The 17,798-nt window shown below is 49.7% G+C and carries 18 protein-coding genes; 11 read left to right on the top strand and 7 right to left on the bottom strand.

Features of this window, described 5'->3' with window-relative positions; genetic code table 11:
• Positions 1–138 precede the first annotated feature (138 nt).
• Together EIZ37_RS13230 and EIZ37_RS13220 are read left to right on the top strand one after the other, a co-directional pair.
• Positions 139–729 carry a DUF2628 domain-containing protein gene (locus EIZ37_RS13230; protein ID WP_134685082.1) on the top strand — a complete coding sequence of 197 codons (591 nt, stop codon included), beginning with the start codon at positions 139–141 and terminating at the stop codon, positions 727–729.
• A gap of 476 nt (positions 730–1,205) precedes the next feature.
• A complete protein-coding gene (locus EIZ37_RS13220) occupies positions 1,206–2,456 on the top strand; it encodes an MDR family MFS transporter (protein ID WP_134685081.1) in 1,251 nt (416 codons plus the stop codon).
• A 59-nt stretch (positions 2,457–2,515) separates the two neighbouring features.
• Here EIZ37_RS13220 and EIZ37_RS26555 read toward each other — a convergent pair whose 3' ends face one another.
• Genes EIZ37_RS26555 through EIZ37_RS13210 form a run of 3 tightly spaced genes read right to left on the bottom strand, consistent with a single transcriptional unit; the run spans position 2,516 to position 7,117 of the window.
• Positions 2,516–2,650 (bottom strand): hypothetical protein, encoded by a 135-nt coding sequence (locus EIZ37_RS26555; RefSeq protein ID WP_268898748.1) that lies wholly within the window; start codon positions 2,648–2,650, stop codon positions 2,516–2,518.
• A 13-nt stretch (positions 2,651–2,663) separates the two neighbouring features.
• A complete protein-coding gene (locus EIZ37_RS13215; protein WP_134685080.1) occupies positions 2,664–5,525 on the bottom strand; it encodes a DEAD/DEAH box helicase in 2,862 nt (953 codons plus the stop codon).
• Positions 5,522–7,117 (bottom strand): SWIM zinc finger family protein, encoded by a 1,596-nt coding sequence (locus EIZ37_RS13210; protein ID WP_134685079.1) that lies wholly within the window; start codon positions 7,115–7,117, stop codon positions 5,522–5,524. Before EIZ37_RS13210 ends, EIZ37_RS13215 begins: the two co-directional genes overlap by 4 nt.
• Before the next feature lie 135 nt (positions 7,118–7,252).
• On the opposite strand from EIZ37_RS13210, the gene EIZ37_RS13205 reads away from it, so the two are divergent.
• Entirely contained in the window at positions 7,253–8,245 is a 993-nt protein-coding gene (locus tag EIZ37_RS13205; protein ID WP_134685078.1) for a YpdA family putative bacillithiol disulfide reductase, read from the top strand.
• The gene (locus tag EIZ37_RS13200) at positions 8,242–9,186 is read left to right on the top strand and encodes an LLM class flavin-dependent oxidoreductase (RefSeq protein WP_328591361.1); all 945 of its coding nucleotides are present in this window, start codon (positions 8,242–8,244) and stop codon (positions 9,184–9,186) included. The genes EIZ37_RS13205 and EIZ37_RS13200 overlap by 4 nt, the downstream gene beginning before the upstream one ends.
• On the opposite strand, the gene EIZ37_RS13195 is transcribed toward EIZ37_RS13200, so the two are convergent.
• Entirely contained in the window at positions 9,179–9,469 is a 291-nt protein-coding gene (locus EIZ37_RS13195) for a zinc ribbon domain-containing protein (RefSeq protein ID WP_134685077.1), read from the bottom strand. The two genes, EIZ37_RS13200 and EIZ37_RS13195, sit on opposite strands and share 8 nt — an antisense overlap.
• A 172-nt stretch (positions 9,470–9,641) precedes the next feature.
• Between EIZ37_RS13195 and EIZ37_RS13190 the strand changes: the two genes are divergently transcribed.
• Entirely contained in the window at positions 9,642–10,202 is a 561-nt protein-coding gene (locus EIZ37_RS13190) for a GNAT family N-acetyltransferase (protein WP_134685076.1), read from the top strand.
• Between the two features lie 20 nt (positions 10,203–10,222).
• Here EIZ37_RS13190 and EIZ37_RS25945 read toward each other — a convergent pair whose 3' ends face one another.
• Positions 10,223–10,390 carry a hypothetical protein gene (locus EIZ37_RS25945; protein ID WP_167568843.1) on the bottom strand — a complete coding sequence of 56 codons (168 nt, stop codon included), beginning with the start codon at positions 10,388–10,390 and terminating at the stop codon, positions 10,223–10,225.
• A gap of 262 nt (positions 10,391–10,652) precedes the next feature.
• On the opposite strand from EIZ37_RS25945, the gene hcp reads away from it, so the two are divergent.
• Both hcp and EIZ37_RS13180 read left to right on the top strand, forming a co-directional pair.
• Positions 10,653–11,945, top strand: a complete 1,293-nt coding sequence (hcp, locus tag EIZ37_RS13185; protein WP_134685075.1) for a hydroxylamine reductase — start codon at positions 10,653–10,655, stop codon at positions 11,943–11,945.
• 637 nt (positions 11,946–12,582) lie between these two features.
• Positions 12,583–12,951, top strand: a complete 369-nt coding sequence (locus EIZ37_RS13180; RefSeq protein ID WP_134685074.1) for a DUF4180 domain-containing protein — start codon at positions 12,583–12,585, stop codon at positions 12,949–12,951.
• 89 nt (positions 12,952–13,040) lie between these two features.
• Here the strand turns inward: EIZ37_RS13180 and EIZ37_RS13175 are convergent, their stop codons facing one another.
• Complete coding sequence (locus EIZ37_RS13175) at positions 13,041–13,286, bottom strand: DUF1450 domain-containing protein (RefSeq protein ID WP_134685073.1); 246 nt, start codon at positions 13,284–13,286, stop codon at positions 13,041–13,043.
• 153 nt (positions 13,287–13,439) lie between these two features.
• Positions 13,440–13,610: a hypothetical protein gene (locus EIZ37_RS25940; protein WP_167568841.1), complete on the bottom strand. Its 171-nt coding sequence runs from the start codon at positions 13,608–13,610 to the stop codon at positions 13,440–13,442.
• Positions 13,611–13,865: 255 nt separating this feature from the next.
• Here EIZ37_RS25940 and EIZ37_RS13170 point away from each other — a divergent pair, with 255 nt between their 5' ends.
• The 4 genes from EIZ37_RS13170 to EIZ37_RS13155 all read left to right on the top strand — a co-directional run bounded on the left by EIZ37_RS13170 (position 13,866) and on the right by EIZ37_RS13155 (position 17,791).
• Positions 13,866–14,681 (top strand): ABC transporter ATP-binding protein, encoded by an 816-nt coding sequence (locus tag EIZ37_RS13170; protein WP_134685072.1) that lies wholly within the window; start codon positions 13,866–13,868, stop codon positions 14,679–14,681.
• Positions 14,682–14,758: 77 nt separating this feature from the next.
• Positions 14,759–15,712 carry an iron-hydroxamate ABC transporter substrate-binding protein gene (locus EIZ37_RS13165; protein ID WP_134685071.1) on the top strand — a complete coding sequence of 318 codons (954 nt, stop codon included), beginning with the start codon at positions 14,759–14,761 and terminating at the stop codon, positions 15,710–15,712.
• 31 nt (positions 15,713–15,743) lie between these two features.
• Positions 15,744–16,787: a FecCD family ABC transporter permease gene (locus EIZ37_RS13160; RefSeq protein WP_407921141.1), complete on the top strand. Its 1,044-nt coding sequence runs from the start codon at positions 15,744–15,746 to the stop codon at positions 16,785–16,787.
• Positions 16,784–17,791: a FecCD family ABC transporter permease gene (locus tag EIZ37_RS13155; RefSeq protein WP_134685070.1), complete on the top strand. Its 1,008-nt coding sequence runs from the start codon at positions 16,784–16,786 to the stop codon at positions 17,789–17,791. Before EIZ37_RS13160 ends, EIZ37_RS13155 begins: the two co-directional genes overlap by 4 nt.
• The last annotated feature ends 7 nt before the right edge of the window (positions 17,792–17,798 follow it).

Here is a 17,798-nt window from a genome sequence, read left to right as displayed (position 1 = left end):
GACAAGGTGTCGTTAGAAAAAGTGAACCAATTCACATTTTACACGAAATTCATGTTCGATGCGAAAGGGAAACATATAGAAATGTATTGAATTATGGTACAGTATTGGTAGAAAAATACGGATTAGGAGAGACAGCTCATGTATTGCACACAGTGCGGAGAGGTACAACAAACCGGAGCAAGCTACTGTCATGCATGCGGGAAGACACTGCATGATCCAACCGCCAATGCGGGGAACACTGCTGGGGTGCAAGAAATGGAGCATGCCGTGGAGTTAGGTGCGGAGGAAAAGCTCCGTTTGTTTGTCGGGAAAAATCATGAACATTATCTGAAAAAATGGAACAACGCGAAAGATCCTGCCAGACGTGCAGGGTGGAGCTGGGTCGGGTTCTTGTTCGGCTTTTTTTGGTTTGGTTATCGCAAAATGTACGCGTACGTAGCAGGGATGATCGGCGCTTTCTTTCTGATTGACATGATCGATATTCTGATTGGACGTGCAGATTCGAATTATATTACAACGGGGATCGCTGTGGTTTGCGGTCTTTATTGCAATGCGATGTATTATCAACATGCACAAAAGAAAATCGCAAAGCTCAGCCAACAGCACCACGATCCACAAGCACTGGCGCAAGCGTTGGTGAAAGAGGGAGGCGGAAGCTGGAAGGGTGTTGGCATTGCGTTTTTAGCCTTTATCGGGTATGCGTTTATCGCAGGGTTTCTTTTTTGGTAAAGAAAACACAAAAAGCCGGTCCAAACACAAAAAAGTGTTAAGATCGGCTTTTGTTTTTCCGTGGAATGTTCATTACGGCTTTACAACCAGGATGGCATCATCCCGCATAAAAATTCATCAGTGTATCAATATCTTCCTGTTTGATGGCTAAATCGCATTTTCGATTAGCCCTTTTATCTCGTGGCTCATGGTTTCCCCCGAATTTGTAGGAACTAGGATGGCCATTATCGCGATCCGGTTACTAACAGACAACGTTGTTGGTAATAAAAAAGACGCTTCGGCTAGGAGCGTCATCGTCGTCTTGGAACAAATGTTCGTTTTGTGAAACAATTGAATGAAACCTCTATATATTCGACCTTGATATTATTAGTATAAACGAATTGGAATTATAAGTCTATATCTTGACAGGATATTGTTCTATAGTTTATATACCCGGCCGGGAATCTTGTGGTGTTTGGAAAATGAGGAGAGAATAGATGCAAATTCGGTTATGGAATACCAACTTGAAAGTTCGGTTAATCGGTGAAGCGCTGTTTAACATGCTGTTTTGGATGTACTTTCCGTTTATCACCGTTTATTTTGGGGAGGCTTTGGGCAATCATATTGCCGGCATATTGATGACGGTTCCGCCCTTATTCAGCCTGGTTGGCAGTCTGCTGGGTGGAGCGCTAGCGGATCGGCTAGGCCGGCGTCCCGTGATGCTGCTGGGTGCTGTCATACAAGCGCTGATGTTTGCTTTGTTTGCCGTATCGCCATCACACTGGATCGATTATCTCGCTTTCATCGGTCTCGGGCTGGGGGGTGCCATCTATCGCCCTGCCAGCTCAGCGATGGTGGCGGATCTCGTTCCAGCAGAGCATCGACGCCAGATATTTGCCACGTTTATGACAGCGAACAACATAGGGGCCGTCCTTGGACCGGCACTTGGAGCGATTTTCTTCTTTCACTATCGGCAAGAGCTTTTATGGACCTGTGCCCTGATCTTGCTGCTTTATGTGATTGCGATCTTTATCCTGATTCATGAAACAAGACCACATGCAGCAAATGGCTCGGAAGGACCGACCTCGGTCGCGCAAATGTTCAAGGAGCAGTGGAAGGGGTATGGCATCATTTTTCGCGACAAGGTGTTCCTGATCTATACGTTGGCAGGCATCTTTGCACTTGTGCCGATCATGCAGCTGGATCTTTATTTGCCGGTATACGTGATCAATCATGTTCCCGCCCAGACGCTCTTCACATGGAAGGGCGAATCGCTGGTGCTGGGGGGTACGGAGATTTATGGATGGTTGGTAGGATTCAACGGTCTGTTGTTCGTCCTGTTTATCCTGCCTGTGACGAAATGGTTTCACAACTGGAAGGAGTGCAATGTGTTCATTTTGTCCTCGCTGTTGTCTGGAGTCGGGACTTTCCTCGTTGGAGTAAACAGCAACATATGGTTTTTGTTTGTGGTTACGATCCTTTTTACCTTTGGTGAAATGGTTCGCTCTCCGGTGACACAAAGCTTTATCAGCCGCTATGCCCCGGAGCATGCACGAGGACAATATATGGGTGCAGACAGCTTGCAAGCCACGATCGGAAGGTGTCTGGCGCCGCTGACCGTGTTCCTGTCCACCTGGATACCGCCAATGGGCATCTTCAGCATCATTTTGCTGTTTGCGTGCATCAGTATCGGGCTGTACATCCAGCTGTTTCGAATCTATGTCGAGCATCCTGAAGCGGGCGAATGATGGGACCATCCACACATTAGAAAAGGTTCGAGATCTCTCTCGAACCTTTTTCATCGCGATCAGTCGCTTTCGCGGATTGCTTTTTGCACTTCCTCATAAAATCTGCGCCAGACCTCGGGCAGCGCCGTGTTCCCGACAGCAGCGTCAGAGGTCTTGCCTGCGTTTTCTTGCTGCTCCGATTGTGTTTCTTCCAAGCTGCTTCACTTCCTATCCTTTTCCATCCAACCATTCGTGCCGGAGCATGAACAATTCATGCAGCTCGTTGGCGGACAATTCGGTAATCCAGTTTTCGCCCGTTCCGACAATCTTTTTGCTTAACAGATGCTTTCGTTCCATCATCTCGTCGATTCGCTCTTCAATCGTGCCAAGCGTGATGAACTTATATACATTGACATTGCGCTGCTGGCCGATGCGGTAGACGCGGTCGGTGGCTTGGCTTTCCACGGCGGGATTCCACCAGCGATCAATATGGAACACGTGGTTGGCCTCTGTCAGATTCAGACCGATGCCGCCTGCCCGCAGCGACAAGATAAAGATGCCTGCGCGCTCTTGCTCGGGGAGAGACGGGTCCTGAAAGCGCTGGATCATTTGATCGCGCATGTCCTTCGAAGTGCCGCCATGCAAGAAGAAAACAGGACCGTACCCCGCGGACTCCAGCACGCGCTGCATCAAATAGCCCATCTGCAAGTATTGCGTAAAGATGAGACAGCGTTCTCCTTTTTCGCGTATCTCTTCCACCAGCTCCAGCAGACGTTCCAGCTTTTGTGAGCGGGAAAGATCGATAGCGGCATTCCGCTCCCGATGGATCAGGGCAGGGTGGTCACATATTTGCTTCAGACGGGTGAGCGTGGTGAGAATGAGACCGCGCCGAGCCATCGCGGAAGCTCCTGAAAGCTTGTCGAACATATCCTGGATCGTCGATTCGTATAACGCCGCTTGTTCCGCTGTCAGCCGGACGTATTCCTTTTCCTCGATTTTCTCCGGCAGATCCAATTGAATCGCGGGGTCGGTTTTTTCACGCCGCAGCAAAAAGGGCTGAATCAATCGTTGAAGGCGGGAAATCAGCTCAGGCTTCTGCTCGCCCTCGATCGGCTCCACAAAGCTTCGGGAAAATTCATGCTGGCTCCCAAGATAGCCGGGATTGAGAAATTCAAAGATCGACCAGAGCTCCATCAGGCGGTTTTCGATGGGCGTGCCGGTTAACGCGATCCGGTAAGCTGCTTTCAGTCTGCGAATGGATTGAGCCTGCTTCGTATGCGCATTTTTGATGTGCTGGGCCTCATCCAGACAGATGGTATCCCATGTCAGAGAGGACAGCTCTTCTTCATCCAGATGGGAGAGGGCATAGGAAGTGATGACGAGATCCGCTTCCTGGATGGAAGAAAGGAATTCGTGTCCATGCTTGCGCGTGTTTCCATAATGAATATATACATGCAAGGAAGGGGCGAACCGTTCCAGCTCTTTTTGCCAGTTGCCGATGACGGAAGTAGGGCATATCAGCAAAGAGGGAGCTTGGCGATGTCGGTTTGCTCTTTCCTTTCCATGCAGCAGATACGTAATGAACTGGATGGTCTTTCCAAGGCCCATGTCATCTGCCAGACAGGCGCCGAGTCCGAGGCTGCGCAAAAACCACAGCCAAGAGCTGCCTTGGAGCTGGTAGCTACGCAGCGTTCCCTGAAAGCTTGCCGGCTGTTCGATTAAGGGAATGCTGGTGATTTCCTGCAGCTGTGAGATAAAATGCTGCAGGTGTTGATCCAGCTCGACCTCGACAGACAGTGACATCTCCTCATCCTGATCAAGATCTGCATGTTCTTCCTGCTCCATGGAAGGGAGCAAATACATATGCAATACATCCCGGAAAGACAGATGGCCGCTTCCTGCCGTTTGCTTTAACGTTTTTTGGATCTGGCTGACCAATTCCGGCGTGACTTGAATCCATTGTCCGTTGATTTGCATGAGTTTTTGCTGCTGGGATAGCAAAGAGCGAAATTCCTTTTCGCTTAGCTCCAATGTTCCAATCGCGAGCTTCCATTCGAAGTCCATGATGTGCAAGACATCGAAATAGGTGTGCGGGCTTCGGGTGTGCGAGCTCTTCATAACGGCTTTCAGCGTCGGTTTTGCTTTCCGGACCTGTTCCCACCATGCTGGTAAAAAGACATGGATGCCGGATTGCACCAGCCGTAAGCTGCCTTCTGTCAGAAAACGCCAAGCTTCCTCATTGCTCAACAGGGTGCGGATGTGGATACCGGCCGATCCATCCTCTGCGGCCAACCAGGGGATCAGCGAAACACACTTTTGCACATCCCGGTAGTAACGATCCTTGTATGAGCGCCAAGCAGACGGGAGAGGCAGCGAGTCCCAGGAATCTTGCGAGGTAATCTCCACTAACTGCTCGGGCTGCTGACGGTCTTGGAGAAAAATCTTCAAATGCCACTCCTGTGTATCATAGGTAGACTCTACGATCTGCAAGCATGTCCGGAAAGGAGTGGAATCAGGCAAGAGTCCAATGGATTGCAGCCAGTCCTGCTCATCAAGCAGAGGAGGGATTTCCTCCCCGATGGCATAGAGGGCCGGAAATTCTCTCTGTACATGGCTCCATGCCGAAGAGACTCCAAAATGAGTGGAGGTGAAGTGCTCCAGCACAGCAGTGAGCCAAAGATGCGCATTGGCAGGCAGCAAGTCCCCTTTTTCCCCTGTGAGTCGCCAGCCCGCCACGCCTTTTTTCCAAGCATCCAAATCGGGTAGGAATTGTCCAGATGCCAGTGCTTGCTTGATCGCAAACGCATGATTACGACAGGCTTCCATCTGTTCATCCAGCATGTACTCAATATGCGACAGGCTTTGCGGAGCCGTAAATAGACGGAAGGCTTCCATGGGAGTGAGCCGCAGTTCCTCATCTGTCATCTCCAAAAAGGAACCATAGAAAGATTCCTCATCCCAAGCGAAAAGCATACTGGCCAACTCATCCGGACGAATTGGGGAATCCCGTTCCGATGAGCGGCCGGTAAGGTGAAGGTGACCGTCCTCAAGCATTTGTCCTATAAGATGGATTTGTACGACAGCACTCATGAAAACAGGTTTCCTCTCCTTAGCTCTTCCTGGAAGGTGCGCAAACGTCTATGCTTTCCAGCAAGTTGCTCAATATACGCGTCCCAGCGTCTCTGCTGATCCAATTTCTGATAACAGCTGCGCACCTTTTTCAGCAGTTTCACCGCTTCCTGATAGCCAGTGCGTGAACGTGAAAGGATCAGTCGGTTGATTTCTCGTACGTACAGCGGAAGCAGCAAATGGGGATCGGTTTCTTCCAAGCGCTTGCTGTGCTCAGCCAATTCAAGATAAGGAGTTCCCATGGAGAAATGCACATCCAGCCATTGCTTCAACTGGTTATCCTCCAACAAATACGCGGCATATTCCGGAAAACTCCGCGGCAGCATTCCTTTGAGACAGGTAATCCAGTCCGCAGATCTGCCCGTCATATCCAAGGTATGGCGCCAAATCGCGGCTGCCAATCGATACTCTTGTCCATCCATTTGTTTGATGAACAGAGGGAGTCGGTCAAACCATAGAAACAAACGCTGCCATTCCTCTTGCCGGGCAATGACTTTCAAGTAAAACAGGAAAGAGAAGAGGGCGTGATGGTCCTGCTGCTCCCAGATGGATAACGCCAGCTCGTCTTTGCCCGCTCGAATGGCGAAGTGCGAATAGAGGAGCTCGAGCTTTGCCTTTTGCTGGGGGGAGAGACCAGCCTCAGCGAGCTTCTCCAGCAGATCCTTGGCGACTGCCGCTTCTTTTTCGGGGTCGTCCAGCAAATACCACCAAAGAACATGGGTGACTGCGACCCAATTCACCACGGAAGATTCGCTCCCGATTTCCGTACATAACTCCAGTGTATGATCGAGATCGGCGGAAGAAATGTTGGATTTCTCCAGATAAAACAGCGCCGTTTCCAGCTCTTCCATGAATCGATTCACGGTGCGCGTGAATTCTTGGGAAGCGGGTGAAGTCGGCACGATTTTCATTTGCTGTCCGTACTCATCCAACTTTTGCAGATGGTGCAGGATCGCATGAATACTGAACAGATGTGCCCGGTCTTTTGGCCACAGCCGGGAAGCCGACAATGCGCGCTCGTAATTGTTGCGCAGCTCCGTATACAGTCGGTGCTTTTCCATATCGGTGGACAGATTTCTCGTCCAGTTCCGTAAAAATTGCCACCAATCCTCGATAGTGCTCTGCTCCGTCAAGCTGCCGACAGAAGAGGGCAGGTGCTGATAGCGCGCCTGTGCGGGAGGTTTTCCCTGCGGATACAGGATGGAAGCAGAAAAGGCTTCCGTACGTGGCTGCTGTGCTTCCTGCAAAAAATGTTTCGGATTGGCGAACACGCTGTATATTTGAAAAAAAGTGGCCCCCATATGCTTGCAGTAAGATGGGTAGGGACATGTACAGGAGCTGTCGGGGAAAGATTCCATATGGATCTCCACCTGGTAGACCTGTGTCCCTTGCACCGCGCTGGTGATGATCCCGCCGGGTTTAACCTGTATATTGAATACCAAACCTTGGGAGAAATATTCATAACCTCGCTCGAGAACAGGACCCTCCATGGATCGAAGGATTTGTTCACCTAATTGCATGACTTGTTCTTGATTCAGCTCTTTCTGCAACATGGCGTCCGGTCCTCCACATGAAGTCTTATCCCTTCATTATAGCGAATTTCCCGCGAAGAAAGAAACGCATCCGTCATTTTTTCCTGTGGTATACTTATGATCATGCAAGAGAGAGAGTAGGAGTGAGCAATCCATATGGAAAAAGTGGTGATTATCGGAGCAGGTCCTTGTGGTCTGTCGGCAGCTGTGGAGCTAAAAAAGATGGGAATCGATCCGCTGATCATAGAAAAAGGGCCATTGGTTCATTCGATATACAAATACCCGACTTATATGATTTTTCATAGCACGCCTGAGCTTCTGGAGATCGGGGAGGTTCCGTTTACGACGCCGAATGAAAAACCGACTCGTCTGGAGGCCCTGCATTATTACCGCATGGTCGCTAATCGGCACGAGCTGCGCGTGCATAGCTACGAAACGGTGACGACCGTGGAACGACTGGCCGCCGGCTTCCGCATCCGGTCCATCGACCGATTTCAAGAGGAGCATACGTATGAAAGCGAGCGCATAGTCGTGGCGACCGGCTATTTCGATCAGCCCAACCGGTTGCGGATACCCGGAGAGGATTTGCCTAAGGTATCTTCGTTTTACCAGGAAGCACATCCGTACAGCGGGATGAAGGTGGCGATTATCGGTGGCAATAACTCCGCGGTGGATGCCGCGCTCGATTTGGAACGGGCAGGCGCCGAGGTGACGGTTGTCATCAGAGGAGCGGAGATTTCCAGCCGAGTCAAAGCGTGGACGAGGCCGATTTTTGAAAGCATGATGAATAAAGGGCGCATCCGTGTGCTGTTTTCCTCCGTCGTGACGGAAATCCATGAACGCTTTATCCGCGTGCAAACCCCTGATGACGTGATCGACTTTGAAAACGATTTTGTCCTGTCTTTGATCGGCTATCGGCCAGATCGGACGCTGCTGAACACGTTCGGTGTGACGACGGATCCCGAGACTGAGGTGCCTCATTATGATCCGGAAACCATGGAGACGGTTGTGCCGCATGTCTATATTGCAGGGGTCATTGCAGCAGGGAATCGCCATGCCAATTCGATTTTTATCGAAAACGGCCGGCACCATGGCAAATTGATTGCCAACCACATTGCACGAGAAGTACAAGAAGGCAGCGGAGAATGATGGATCGGATGAAACTGAGCGTACTGGATCTTTCCCCGATCTATGACGGGGTCAACGCGCAGGAAGCTCTCATGCAAACCGTCAGACTGGCACAGTCAGCAGAGCGCATGGGGTACACGCGTTTTTGGGTTGCGGAGCATCATGATATGCCGCATGTAGCGTCATCCTCTCCCGAAGTATTACTTGCCTATTTGGGAGCCCGGACGAAATCGATACGCATCGGTTCAGGGGCCGTACTGCTGCCATACTACAAGCCCTACAAGGTAGCAGAAGTGTTTCATCTATTGGCCACCATGTTTCCAGGGCGAATCGATCTCGGGATTGGCCGCGCTCCCGGCGGGTCCGCTCATGCTTCACTTGCGCTAAGCGGCGCGTATCTGGAAAAAGTGCGCCAGATGCCGGAATTGCTAAGTGAGTTGAACGCGCTGTTAGCCGATGATTATGAAGTGGAGGGCCAGCGTGTTAGCGCCCGGCCTGTACCGGATGAGCCGCCAGAGCTATGGCTTTTGGGAACCAATTTGAAAAGTGCGCAGTATGCAGCCCAGTTTGGCGCTGGATACGTTTTTGGCCATTTCATGAGCGATCAGGACGGGGAAGAAATTTTTGCGAGATATGTACAGGATTTTCAGCGTACTGTCCGATGTCCTGCTCCGAAAACAATCGCGGCGGTCGGTGTGATCTGCGCGGACACGTCAGAAGAAGCTGCCGAGCTTGCGGAAATGAGCATGCGATCGATTCATTTTTCCGATGAGGGGAAAGACGCGCTGAGCGATCAGAGAAAGAAAATGATTGTAGGCGACAGGAAACAGGTGAAAGAGCAGCTGCTGCAGCTTCAGCGGAAATACCGCATGGATGAATGCATGATCGTATCGAACATCCCGGACTATGAGAAAAGGCTGCACTCCTACGAATTGCTGGCTGATGCGATGCTCCTCAGCTGAAAAACAAATCAATGAGGTTTGTGAATGGGGATCCATTGCTTTTATAAAATTCCGTATATCCGCAGCGATCGCAGCTCACCGCAACAAAGCTATGGTTTTGCACATCCATCATGCGGGAAAGCAGACCGCCGGTGGTCGAGACGGCAGCAGTGGAAGCGGAGGTGCCTCCGCATTTAGGACAACCCTTTTGCCCGGAAGCATGCCGGACAGAATGAGATCGAGTGCAGCTGCATTTTAGCAGATGATCGAGTGTTTCCTTACAGATTGAGCAGGTTTGGTTCATTGTTTCACCTCTCAATGGATTCACGATAAATCGGAGAACAACAAATTTATGATATCCGAAAAAGAGACAATGTTGAAGGGGAAACGGTATCATCCAGCAGACAAAGAGTTATAAGAAGAAAGAGCACGTGCCAATATAGATAAGGAATTGCAAACGAAAGCGGCGATGATCAGTGAATGATTGGAAGTACGACATCATCGAGGAGTGGGACGAAGCACTCTGGGGGGAAGTGGAGAAGATCTATGAGGAAGCTTTTCCGCTAGAAGGAAAGAAAAGCCGCACGATTATACAGCGCATGTTTGAAAAACACATGTGCCAATTACATACCATCGCCAAAGGCTCAGAAATCATCGGAATGGCTTTGACCGGAATCGACAAGAAGGCAGGAGCCTTGATCATCGATTATCTGGCCGTGCGCAAAGAAGCACGCGGCAGCGGAAACGGCCGACGATTGCTGGATCATATCAAAGAATGGGCGCGTTTCCATACAGAATGCAAAGGGATCATCGTAGAAGTAGAAGCTGATCCTACAGAGGAAAATCGCAAGCGCATCCACTTTTGGGAAGCGAACGGCTTCCATCTCACCGACTATGTCCATTCATACATCTGGGTGCCCGAACCTTATCAAGCGATGTACTTTCATTTCGATGAACTGGATCCGTTGCCAGAAGAGGGGAAGATTTTGTTTCGCAGCATTACAAGATTTCATGAAAAGGCGTATCGGGGTACATAAACAATAAAAGCGACAGGGAATTAGCCCTTGTCGCTTTTTATCGTGTACTTCGAGATCACCTTTTTGGAGGCAAGTTCCTTCAACTGCTGCTTCAACTGATTGGGAGAAGGGTTCACGATCCCAAATTCTTTCTGTAAGAAGGCTAGTTCCTTTTCGTTGCTTTCTTCGTTGTTGCTGTTGTTGTTCATGCCCATCCACCTCAACTTGAACAATGACTAGGTCGCATTCATCACACTTCCTCATTCAGCCGGAGCTCTCAGTTTGGCCGAGGTCCATCTTCTTTACTATTCGCTTATTAGTTGCCATTTAATCCGGATTTGCCTAGTACCGTCCTTAATGTCGCCAGTTGGACAAAAAGTATGTGACCAATGTCACATTCGCGGTCCTTCGCTTCTGTTAAGCTGAACGACATAAGATAACATCAGCAAAACAGTGAATGGGGGATGGAACATGTTTTGTTACCAATGTGAACAAACGCCAACCGGTGGCTGCAAGGTTATCGGGGTATGCGGGAAAGATGAGACGATTGCAAGTCTGCAGGATACCATCATTTTTGCACTGAAGGGAATTGCCGCTTATGCGACCCACGCGAGACAGCTTGGCTACTCGGACCCTGAAGTAGACAAAATAACGCACGAAGCCCTTTATCTGACATTGACCAACTCCAATTTCAATCTCCAAGAGCACTTGGACATGGCGATGAAGGTCGGAAACGCCGCCGTACGGATCATGGACGTGCTTGATCGCGCGCATACGACACACTTCGGGATTCCGCAGCCGGTGACGGTTCCGCAGAATAAAATCGAGGGCAAATGCATCGTCGTGACGGGGCACAACCTGTATGCGCTCGAAGAACTGCTGAAGCAGACGGAGGGAAAAGGCATCAATATTTATACCCACTCCGAAATGCTGCCAGCCCATGGATATCCAAAGCTGAAGCAATATTCACACTTGAAAGGGAACATCGGGAAGGCCTGGTATGACCAACGCCGATTGTTTGAGGAGTTTCCAGGGGCCATTCTGGCTACGACGAACTGCGTGATGCCCATCAAGGGAACGTATGCCGATCGCTTCTTCTCCTACGAGGTGGCGGGGCTTGAGAATGTCACGAAAATCGACGGCGAGGATTTCTCCCCGCTGATCCAGCGCGCGCTCGAGCTGCCTGAGGCAAATATCGACTCCGAACAGGTGCTGACCACAGGCTACCATCACGAAACCGTCATTGGACTTGCGCCGGAAATCATTCAAGCAGTGAAAGATGAACTCATTAAGCGGTTCTTTGTCATTGCAGGCTGTGATGCCCCGGGTAAAGGCGGAGAGTATTATCGTGAACTCGCGACATCGCTGCCTAACGACACGGTCATCTTGACGACCTCCTGTGGGAAGTTCCGCTTCAATGATGTGGACTATGGTACAGTAGCGGGCACCAATATCCCACGATACATCGATCTGGGCCAGTGCAACAACTCTGGCTCCACAGTCAAAATAGCGCTGGCGCTCGCTGATGCTTTTGGCTGCAGTGTCAATGAACTTCCTGTAAGCATCGTGCTGTCGTGGTTCGAGCAAAAGGCTGTCGCGATTCTGCTCGGGTTGTTCAGCCTGGGTATTCAAGACATCCGGATCGGTCCAAAGGCACCGGAATTCATTAACGAAGGGGTCATGAACGTACTGGTTGAGAAATTTGGGCTGAAACTGATAGGCGATGCGCAAGAGGATATGGCTGCCATGCTGTCCTTAAACTAAACCATTGTGATTCAACAAACCCTCCTTTTCAGCCTTTTGCTAAAAAGGGGGGATTTTTTGATCTTTTCATCGTATTTTTCCGGTTACATGTATCGTAAGCGAATCATCTATGCTTGGTGTTGAAACAGGGTTAACATTCTGCTTGTAGAAGACAATCAACAGCTTGGCTGCACTTGGGTCTGGTTCAGCCATTTCACTTTGTGAAGACCATTTTCAAATAGAAGAATGATTACCCGCGTATGGATGAGCGAACACCGATGTTGGTTTGCAGCAAAAGGATTTTCTCCTATATAATGGATGGCGAAAGGTGGTCGATCGAATTGGCAATTCAATTTGCCGGAATGCGAACCAGCCCATGCAAAGCCTGATATTAGGGCGCTCATTTGTATGGGCAGCAGATTATCCTTCCGATTTCGCCCGAGACAGAATACTTTCGTTTCAGGGAGATGCATTGTAGCGGAGATGATTCGAGAAGTACTCGGAGTGTAACGAGGAATGATCCGATCGTATCATCAGGATGAGCGTTTTTTATGCTAGTCACATGGACGATCGTGTAAGTGAGATAGCATGGCCACTCTTCTGCAAAAAAGGAGTGCCCTAATTGATTCGAAAATTTCAAAAATAAGGAGGGGGAAAGATGACAATCACAGTCGACCAAAAGGGGGATTCTCGGGTAGCGATTATCGAGAGTCCTGACGTAATCATCCGTGACGTTCAAGACGCATTGGATTTGATCGCTACTGTTTCGTATAGCTATGAAAGTAACAAAATCATCATCGGCCAATCGAATCTAACGGAGGAGTTCTTCGAGTTAAAAACCAAATTGGCAGGTGACATCTTGCAGAAATTTGTGAACTACCAAATGAAAGTAGCGATTGTCGGCAAATTTGATAGCTACGACAGCAAAAGCCTGAAAGATTTTATCTATGAATGCAATAAAGGCAAGCAAGTTTTCTTTCTAGAGGATATACAGGAAGCGCTACATGCGCTGCATCGTTTGCAGTAAGGGTTCGCAAAAGCCGAGAAAATGACAAACGATCAAAAAGCGGTAGTCCAGAGGCTTCATTTCCATTTTTTGGCCGCGGCTGCGGCTTTTCATTTTTTTCGAAAATGCTTCCATTCTTTCGCAAGGTGTTTCTGAATTTCTTGATAAAGCTCATCGGCGGTTTTACACTTGACAACCTCGCCATCAACCCGCGCAAAAGGCTTCTTCTGGCATGCCCCGCACGCACCGAGACAATCCTTCCGTTTGATTTTGATCCCTTTCAAATGAGTTTGCAAGAACTTGTAAAGCGGTTTTGTGTAACCTGCATTTTTCCGGCAAAAGCTGATCTTTTCCATGATGTCGTGTCCTCAGATCGATTTGTTGATAATGATTATCACTTGATATAAAGATATCAAAAATGGGAGCCTCTGTCATGACCAATCTTTTCCTGAACTGCAGCGCTATAAAAAACAATGTCTCCCACAAGAACAAGGGAGACAAGAGGACAACTATTTGCCAATTTGCTGAGAAGGTGAGTCCAAGCTAAAATGCAGGGTACGCCAGACTTCCCACATCCAATGGTGCGTGACATGGTCCAACTGCTCGGTGCGGGAAAGAATCTTATACACCTTTTCCATGAGCAGGGCGTATTCTTCCTCGCTCATTTGCAAACGTTTCATGAAGTTGTCCTCCTTTCCGGGTCCGTGGGTGATTACTGTACATTCTTGCCAAGATTGTTCCGCTTCTAATCAGAGCGGGAGAAGAACATTCCGGAATGAAAGGAAGCGTAGAACAAGGAAAACATTGACACCAAAAATGAAAATCATTACACTAACAAATGATGTTGATAATCATTCCCAATGTAAAGGCGCTGCGAGGACAGCTGACACCATACCGTTTCGGTAGGGAAGAGGATTGTAAAGGAGGAGAGAACCGTGTCGAGACTATATACGGATCAATTAAAAATATCGTACGGGCAGCAGGATATTGTATCGAACCTGAATCTGCATATCCCGGATGGAAAAATTACGTGCATCATTGGTCCGAATGGCTGTGGGAAATCCACTGTTTTGAAGACCATGTCGCGGATCCTGCCCGCCAAATCAGGGGCCGTTTTTTTGGATGGAAAGGAAATCAGCAAAGAAGGCACCAAAAAAATCGCGCAAAAAATGGCGATTCTGCCTCAGTCTCCTGATGCGCCTGAGGGTCTAACGGTTGCAGAGCTTGTTTCGTACGGGAGATTTCCATACCAGAAAGGGCTGGGAAAGCTGACGGCCGATGATCGGGACGTGATCGAATGGGCACTGGAGGTAACAGGCATTTCCGCTTTCCGTGACAAAGCCGTCGACGCTCTTTCAGGAGGGCAGAGACAGCGGGTGTGGATCGCGATGGCTCTCGCTCAGGAAACGGAGTTCATACTGCTGGATGAGCCGACTACCTATCTGGATTTGTCTCATCAGTTGGAAGTGCTGGAGCTGTTGAAGGAACTGAATGTGGCTGAGCACCGTACGATCGTCATGGTCATCCATGATCTGAATCATGCTGCTCGTTTTGCTCACTACATCGTTGCGATGAAAGATGGCAAGATCGTCAAGGAAGGGACGCCTTACGAGGTTATGACCCCCGATGTGCTGCGGATGGTTTTTCACATCGACGTCGAGATTGGGATTGACCCTCGGACGAAAAAGCCGATTTGCCTTACCTATGATTTGGTACATAAGCAGTCCAGGGTAGAGGATGTAGCATTATAGGCGACGTGGAAGGTTTTCTTTTTTTAGTTATTGTTGAGAATGACTTTTATTATCAGCGAGAAGTGAGGATGGGAGATATGAATACACAGAGAAAATGGATCCAAATCGGGTTGATCGCCACGCTGCTTTTCGGTCTGCTGACAGGATGCGGCGGCGCGAACGGTGGAAATACAAATACACCACCTGAAAAACAATCGGATGCATCGGCCAACACAAGAATCTATCATTCGGAACATGGCGATATCGAATTGCCCGCGCATCCACAGCGCATCGCCATGATGGCTTCGTCTTACGCCGGCAATTTGCTCGCCCTGGGCATTACGCCGATTGCAGTCAACCAATGGCCGAAAATGAACAAATTTTATGAGGGCAAACTGGACCAGGTAGAGGTTGTGACGGAGGATTCCATCGAGAAGCTGTTGACGCTTGAACCCGACCTGATTATCACCTTTGCTCAAGACAAGAATGTCAAGAAATATGCAGAAATTGCACCTACAGTAGCGCTTTCGTACGAAAAATACGGCTATCTGGATCAGCATATCGAGATCGGAAAAATCGTGGGGAAAGAAAAAGAGGCACGGCAGTGGGTGGACCAATGGAAGGAAAAAGTGAAGGGCGAAAGCAAGAAGGTGAAAGAGACGATCGGTGATAATGCCACTGTGATGGTATTCGAAACGTTCGGAAAAGACATGTACGTGTACGGTGAAAACTGGGGACGCGGAACAGAGGTCATCTATCAGGCACTCGGTCTGAAGGCTCCCGAAAAAGTGAAGCAAGACGTTTTTGGCCCGGGTTATAAAGCCATCTCGGCGGAAGTCATTCCGCAATACGCGGGAGACTATTTGTTTGTCGGAGAGGGATCGTCCACGAACAACTCGTTTATGGAAACGGATATGTGGAAAAGGCTGCCCGCCGTCCAAAACAATCGAGTCATCCGCTTTGATTCCGACTCATTCAGCTTTAACGACCCGATTTCTCTGGAAAAAGAACTGGCGTTCATCGTGAACGAACTGACGAAAAAGCGTAATTGATGGGAAAGGTCAGAAAAGAAGGGTAGTAACGATGACAATGACCAAAACGAATCAAACAACAGAAATAAAAAGCTTTTCCAGGCCGGCAGTCGGTGCCATCAGCCTGTCGGTGGGCATCTTGGCGCTCATGGCCAGCATCGTGCTGGCGGTTTCCGCGGGGGCTGCCGACATTCAATTTCTCCATGTGTGGCGCTCCATTTTTTCCTATGATGCAGCCAGAGAAGCAGACCAAATCATCGTAGGGATCCGGTTGCCGAGAGAGTTGGGAGCTGCATTCGTCGGAGCGGCTTTTGCTGTCAGCGGGGCGATCATGCAAGGGATGACAAGAAACCCGCTTGCCGATCCGTCTTTGCTTGGGCTCAATGCGGGTGCAGTGCTGGCATTGGCATGTGTATACGCTTTTCTGCCAGACGCCGCTTATGTCACGATGGTGCTGATATCCTTTCTCGGTGCCGGCATCGGTGCTGGATTGGTATTTGGATTGGGGGCGATGAGCCGGGGAGGCATGTCACCTTTGCGGCTCACATTGGCCGGAGCAGCGGTATCCGCTTTGTTGGTTGCTCTTGGTCAAGGCATTGCGCTGTATTTTAACCTAGCACAAAATCTGGCTTTTTGGACTGCTGGAGGTGTCTCGGGAACCACTTGGCCGCAGCTTTCCGTTGTGATACCGGTAGTGGCGCTTGGCGTGATTGCAGCTTTTTGGCTTTCCAGATCTTTGACGATACTCAGCTTTGGAGAAGAGGTGGCGGTCGGACTGGGGCAGCGGACGTTTGCCATCAAAACGATCCTCATGATCATCGTATTGATCCTCGCGGGAACCGCCGTATCGCTGGTGGGCTCGATCGCGTTTATTGGATTGCTTGTCCCGCATATGGTCCGTTTTTTTGTGGGTACAGACTATCGCTGGATCATCCCATGCTCGGCGATCTTCGGAAGTGTATTGATGGTCCTGGCAGATACGGTTGCACGGTTGATCAATCCGCCGTTTGAAACTCCGACGGGAGCCATCTTTGCGATGCTGGGTGTGCCATTCTTTCTCTATTTTGCGAGAAAGGGAGGGGGAAAAATGAAATGATTCAGCTGGTACAACAACGCCGGGTGCAAGTGACGTTTGTAATCGCGCTGCTGGTTTTGCTAACCGCTTTTGTCATAAGCGTTGCAACGGGTCAAGCTTCTCTTTCGCTCACACAACTAGGGCGTGTGATACTCGGCCAAGGAACCGCCCGTGAACATTTGCTGCTCTTTGAGTTCAGACTTCCGCGGATACTCGTCGCCATGCTGGCTGGAATGGGATTAGCGATTTCCGGATCGATTCTGCAGAGCGTGACGAGAAATCCACTGGCAGACCCGGGGATCTTAGGAATCAATGCGGGCGCCGGCCTCATGGTTGTCGTCTATGTCATGTTTTTCACGAATGAATCATCGAGCTTTCTTTACATATTGCCTTTGTTTGCCTTGCTGGGAGGGATTCTTACTGGTGGTCTGATCTATCTCTTTTCCTATAAAAGAGGGGAAGGAGTTAATCCGACCAAGCTCGTTTTGGTCGGGATCGGATTGGCAGCTGCTATTTCGGGAGCCATCCTGACGCTGTCCACCAGTCTGGAGCGCGAGGAGTATGACTTTTTTGCCACATGGATGGCCGGAAAGATATGGGGAGATGACTGGGTGTTTGTGCTTGCTTTGCTCCCATGGATGCTGCTATTTCTCCCGATTGTCCTGCGAAAAGCGAATATCTTGAACATCCTGAATGTACACGAACATGTCTCGATCGGACTCGGGGTACACGTGACAAGGGAGCGGATCCTCTTGCTCTTCATCGCGGTTGCGCTGGCGGCGGTATGTGTATCGGTCAGCGGTGGAATTGCGTTCGTCGGACTGATCGCACCCCATCTCGCCAGAAGCCTTACCGGTCCGCGGCATCAGCATTTTGTGCCGCTGGCTGCCATGATCGGAGCGGTTTTGCTGTTGGTGGCCGATACGATCGGTCGAGTCCTGTTAGACCCCAGCGGTATACCTGCAGGCTTGATCGTGGCGGTGATCGGTGCCCCGTACTTCTTGTATTTGATGGTCAAAAAATAGTGTGTAA

Source organism: Brevibacillus migulae (genome assembly GCF_004521915.1).
GTDB lineage: Bacteria > Bacillota > Bacilli > Brevibacillales > Brevibacillaceae > Brevibacillus_F > Brevibacillus_F migulae.
The sequence above is the reverse complement of the archived record's forward strand: the minus strand, read 5'-3'. Positions and strand labels throughout refer to the sequence as shown.

Coding starts and splice junctions, on each gene's coding strand:
- EIZ37_RS13230 (WP_134685082.1), top strand. CDS start 139: ATGTATTGCACACAGTGCGGAGAGGTACAACAAACCGGAGCAAGCTAC.
- EIZ37_RS13220 (WP_134685081.1), top strand. CDS start 1,206: ATGCAAATTCGGTTATGGAATACCAACTTGAAAGTTCGGTTAATCGGT.
- EIZ37_RS13215 (WP_134685080.1), bottom strand. CDS start 5,525: ATGAGTGCTGTCGTACAAATCCATCTTATAGGACAAATGCTTGAGGAC.
- EIZ37_RS13210 (WP_134685079.1), bottom strand. CDS start 7,117: ATGTTGCAGAAAGAGCTGAATCAAGAACAAGTCATGCAATTAGGTGAA.
- EIZ37_RS13205 (WP_134685078.1), top strand. CDS start 7,253: ATGGAAAAAGTGGTGATTATCGGAGCAGGTCCTTGTGGTCTGTCGGCA.
- EIZ37_RS13200 (WP_328591361.1), top strand. CDS start 8,242: ATGATGGATCGGATGAAACTGAGCGTACTGGATCTTTCCCCGATCTAT.
- EIZ37_RS13195 (WP_134685077.1), bottom strand. CDS start 9,469: ATGAACCAAACCTGCTCAATCTGTAAGGAAACACTCGATCATCTGCTA.
- EIZ37_RS25945 (WP_167568843.1), bottom strand. CDS start 10,390: ATGAACAACAACAGCAACAACGAAGAAAGCAACGAAAAGGAACTAGCC.
- hcp (WP_134685075.1), top strand. CDS start 10,653: ATGTTTTGTTACCAATGTGAACAAACGCCAACCGGTGGCTGCAAGGTT.
- EIZ37_RS13180 (WP_134685074.1), top strand. CDS start 12,583: ATGACAATCACAGTCGACCAAAAGGGGGATTCTCGGGTAGCGATTATC.
- EIZ37_RS13175 (WP_134685073.1), bottom strand. CDS start 13,286: ATGGAAAAGATCAGCTTTTGCCGGAAAAATGCAGGTTACACAAAACCG.
- EIZ37_RS25940 (WP_167568841.1), bottom strand. CDS start 13,610: ATGAAACGTTTGCAAATGAGCGAGGAAGAATACGCCCTGCTCATGGAA.
- EIZ37_RS13165 (WP_134685071.1), top strand. CDS start 14,759: ATGAATACACAGAGAAAATGGATCCAAATCGGGTTGATCGCCACGCTG.
- EIZ37_RS13160 (WP_407921141.1), top strand. CDS start 15,744: ATGACAATGACCAAAACGAATCAAACAACAGAAATAAAAAGCTTTTCC.
- EIZ37_RS13155 (WP_134685070.1), top strand. CDS start 16,784: ATGATTCAGCTGGTACAACAACGCCGGGTGCAAGTGACGTTTGTAATC.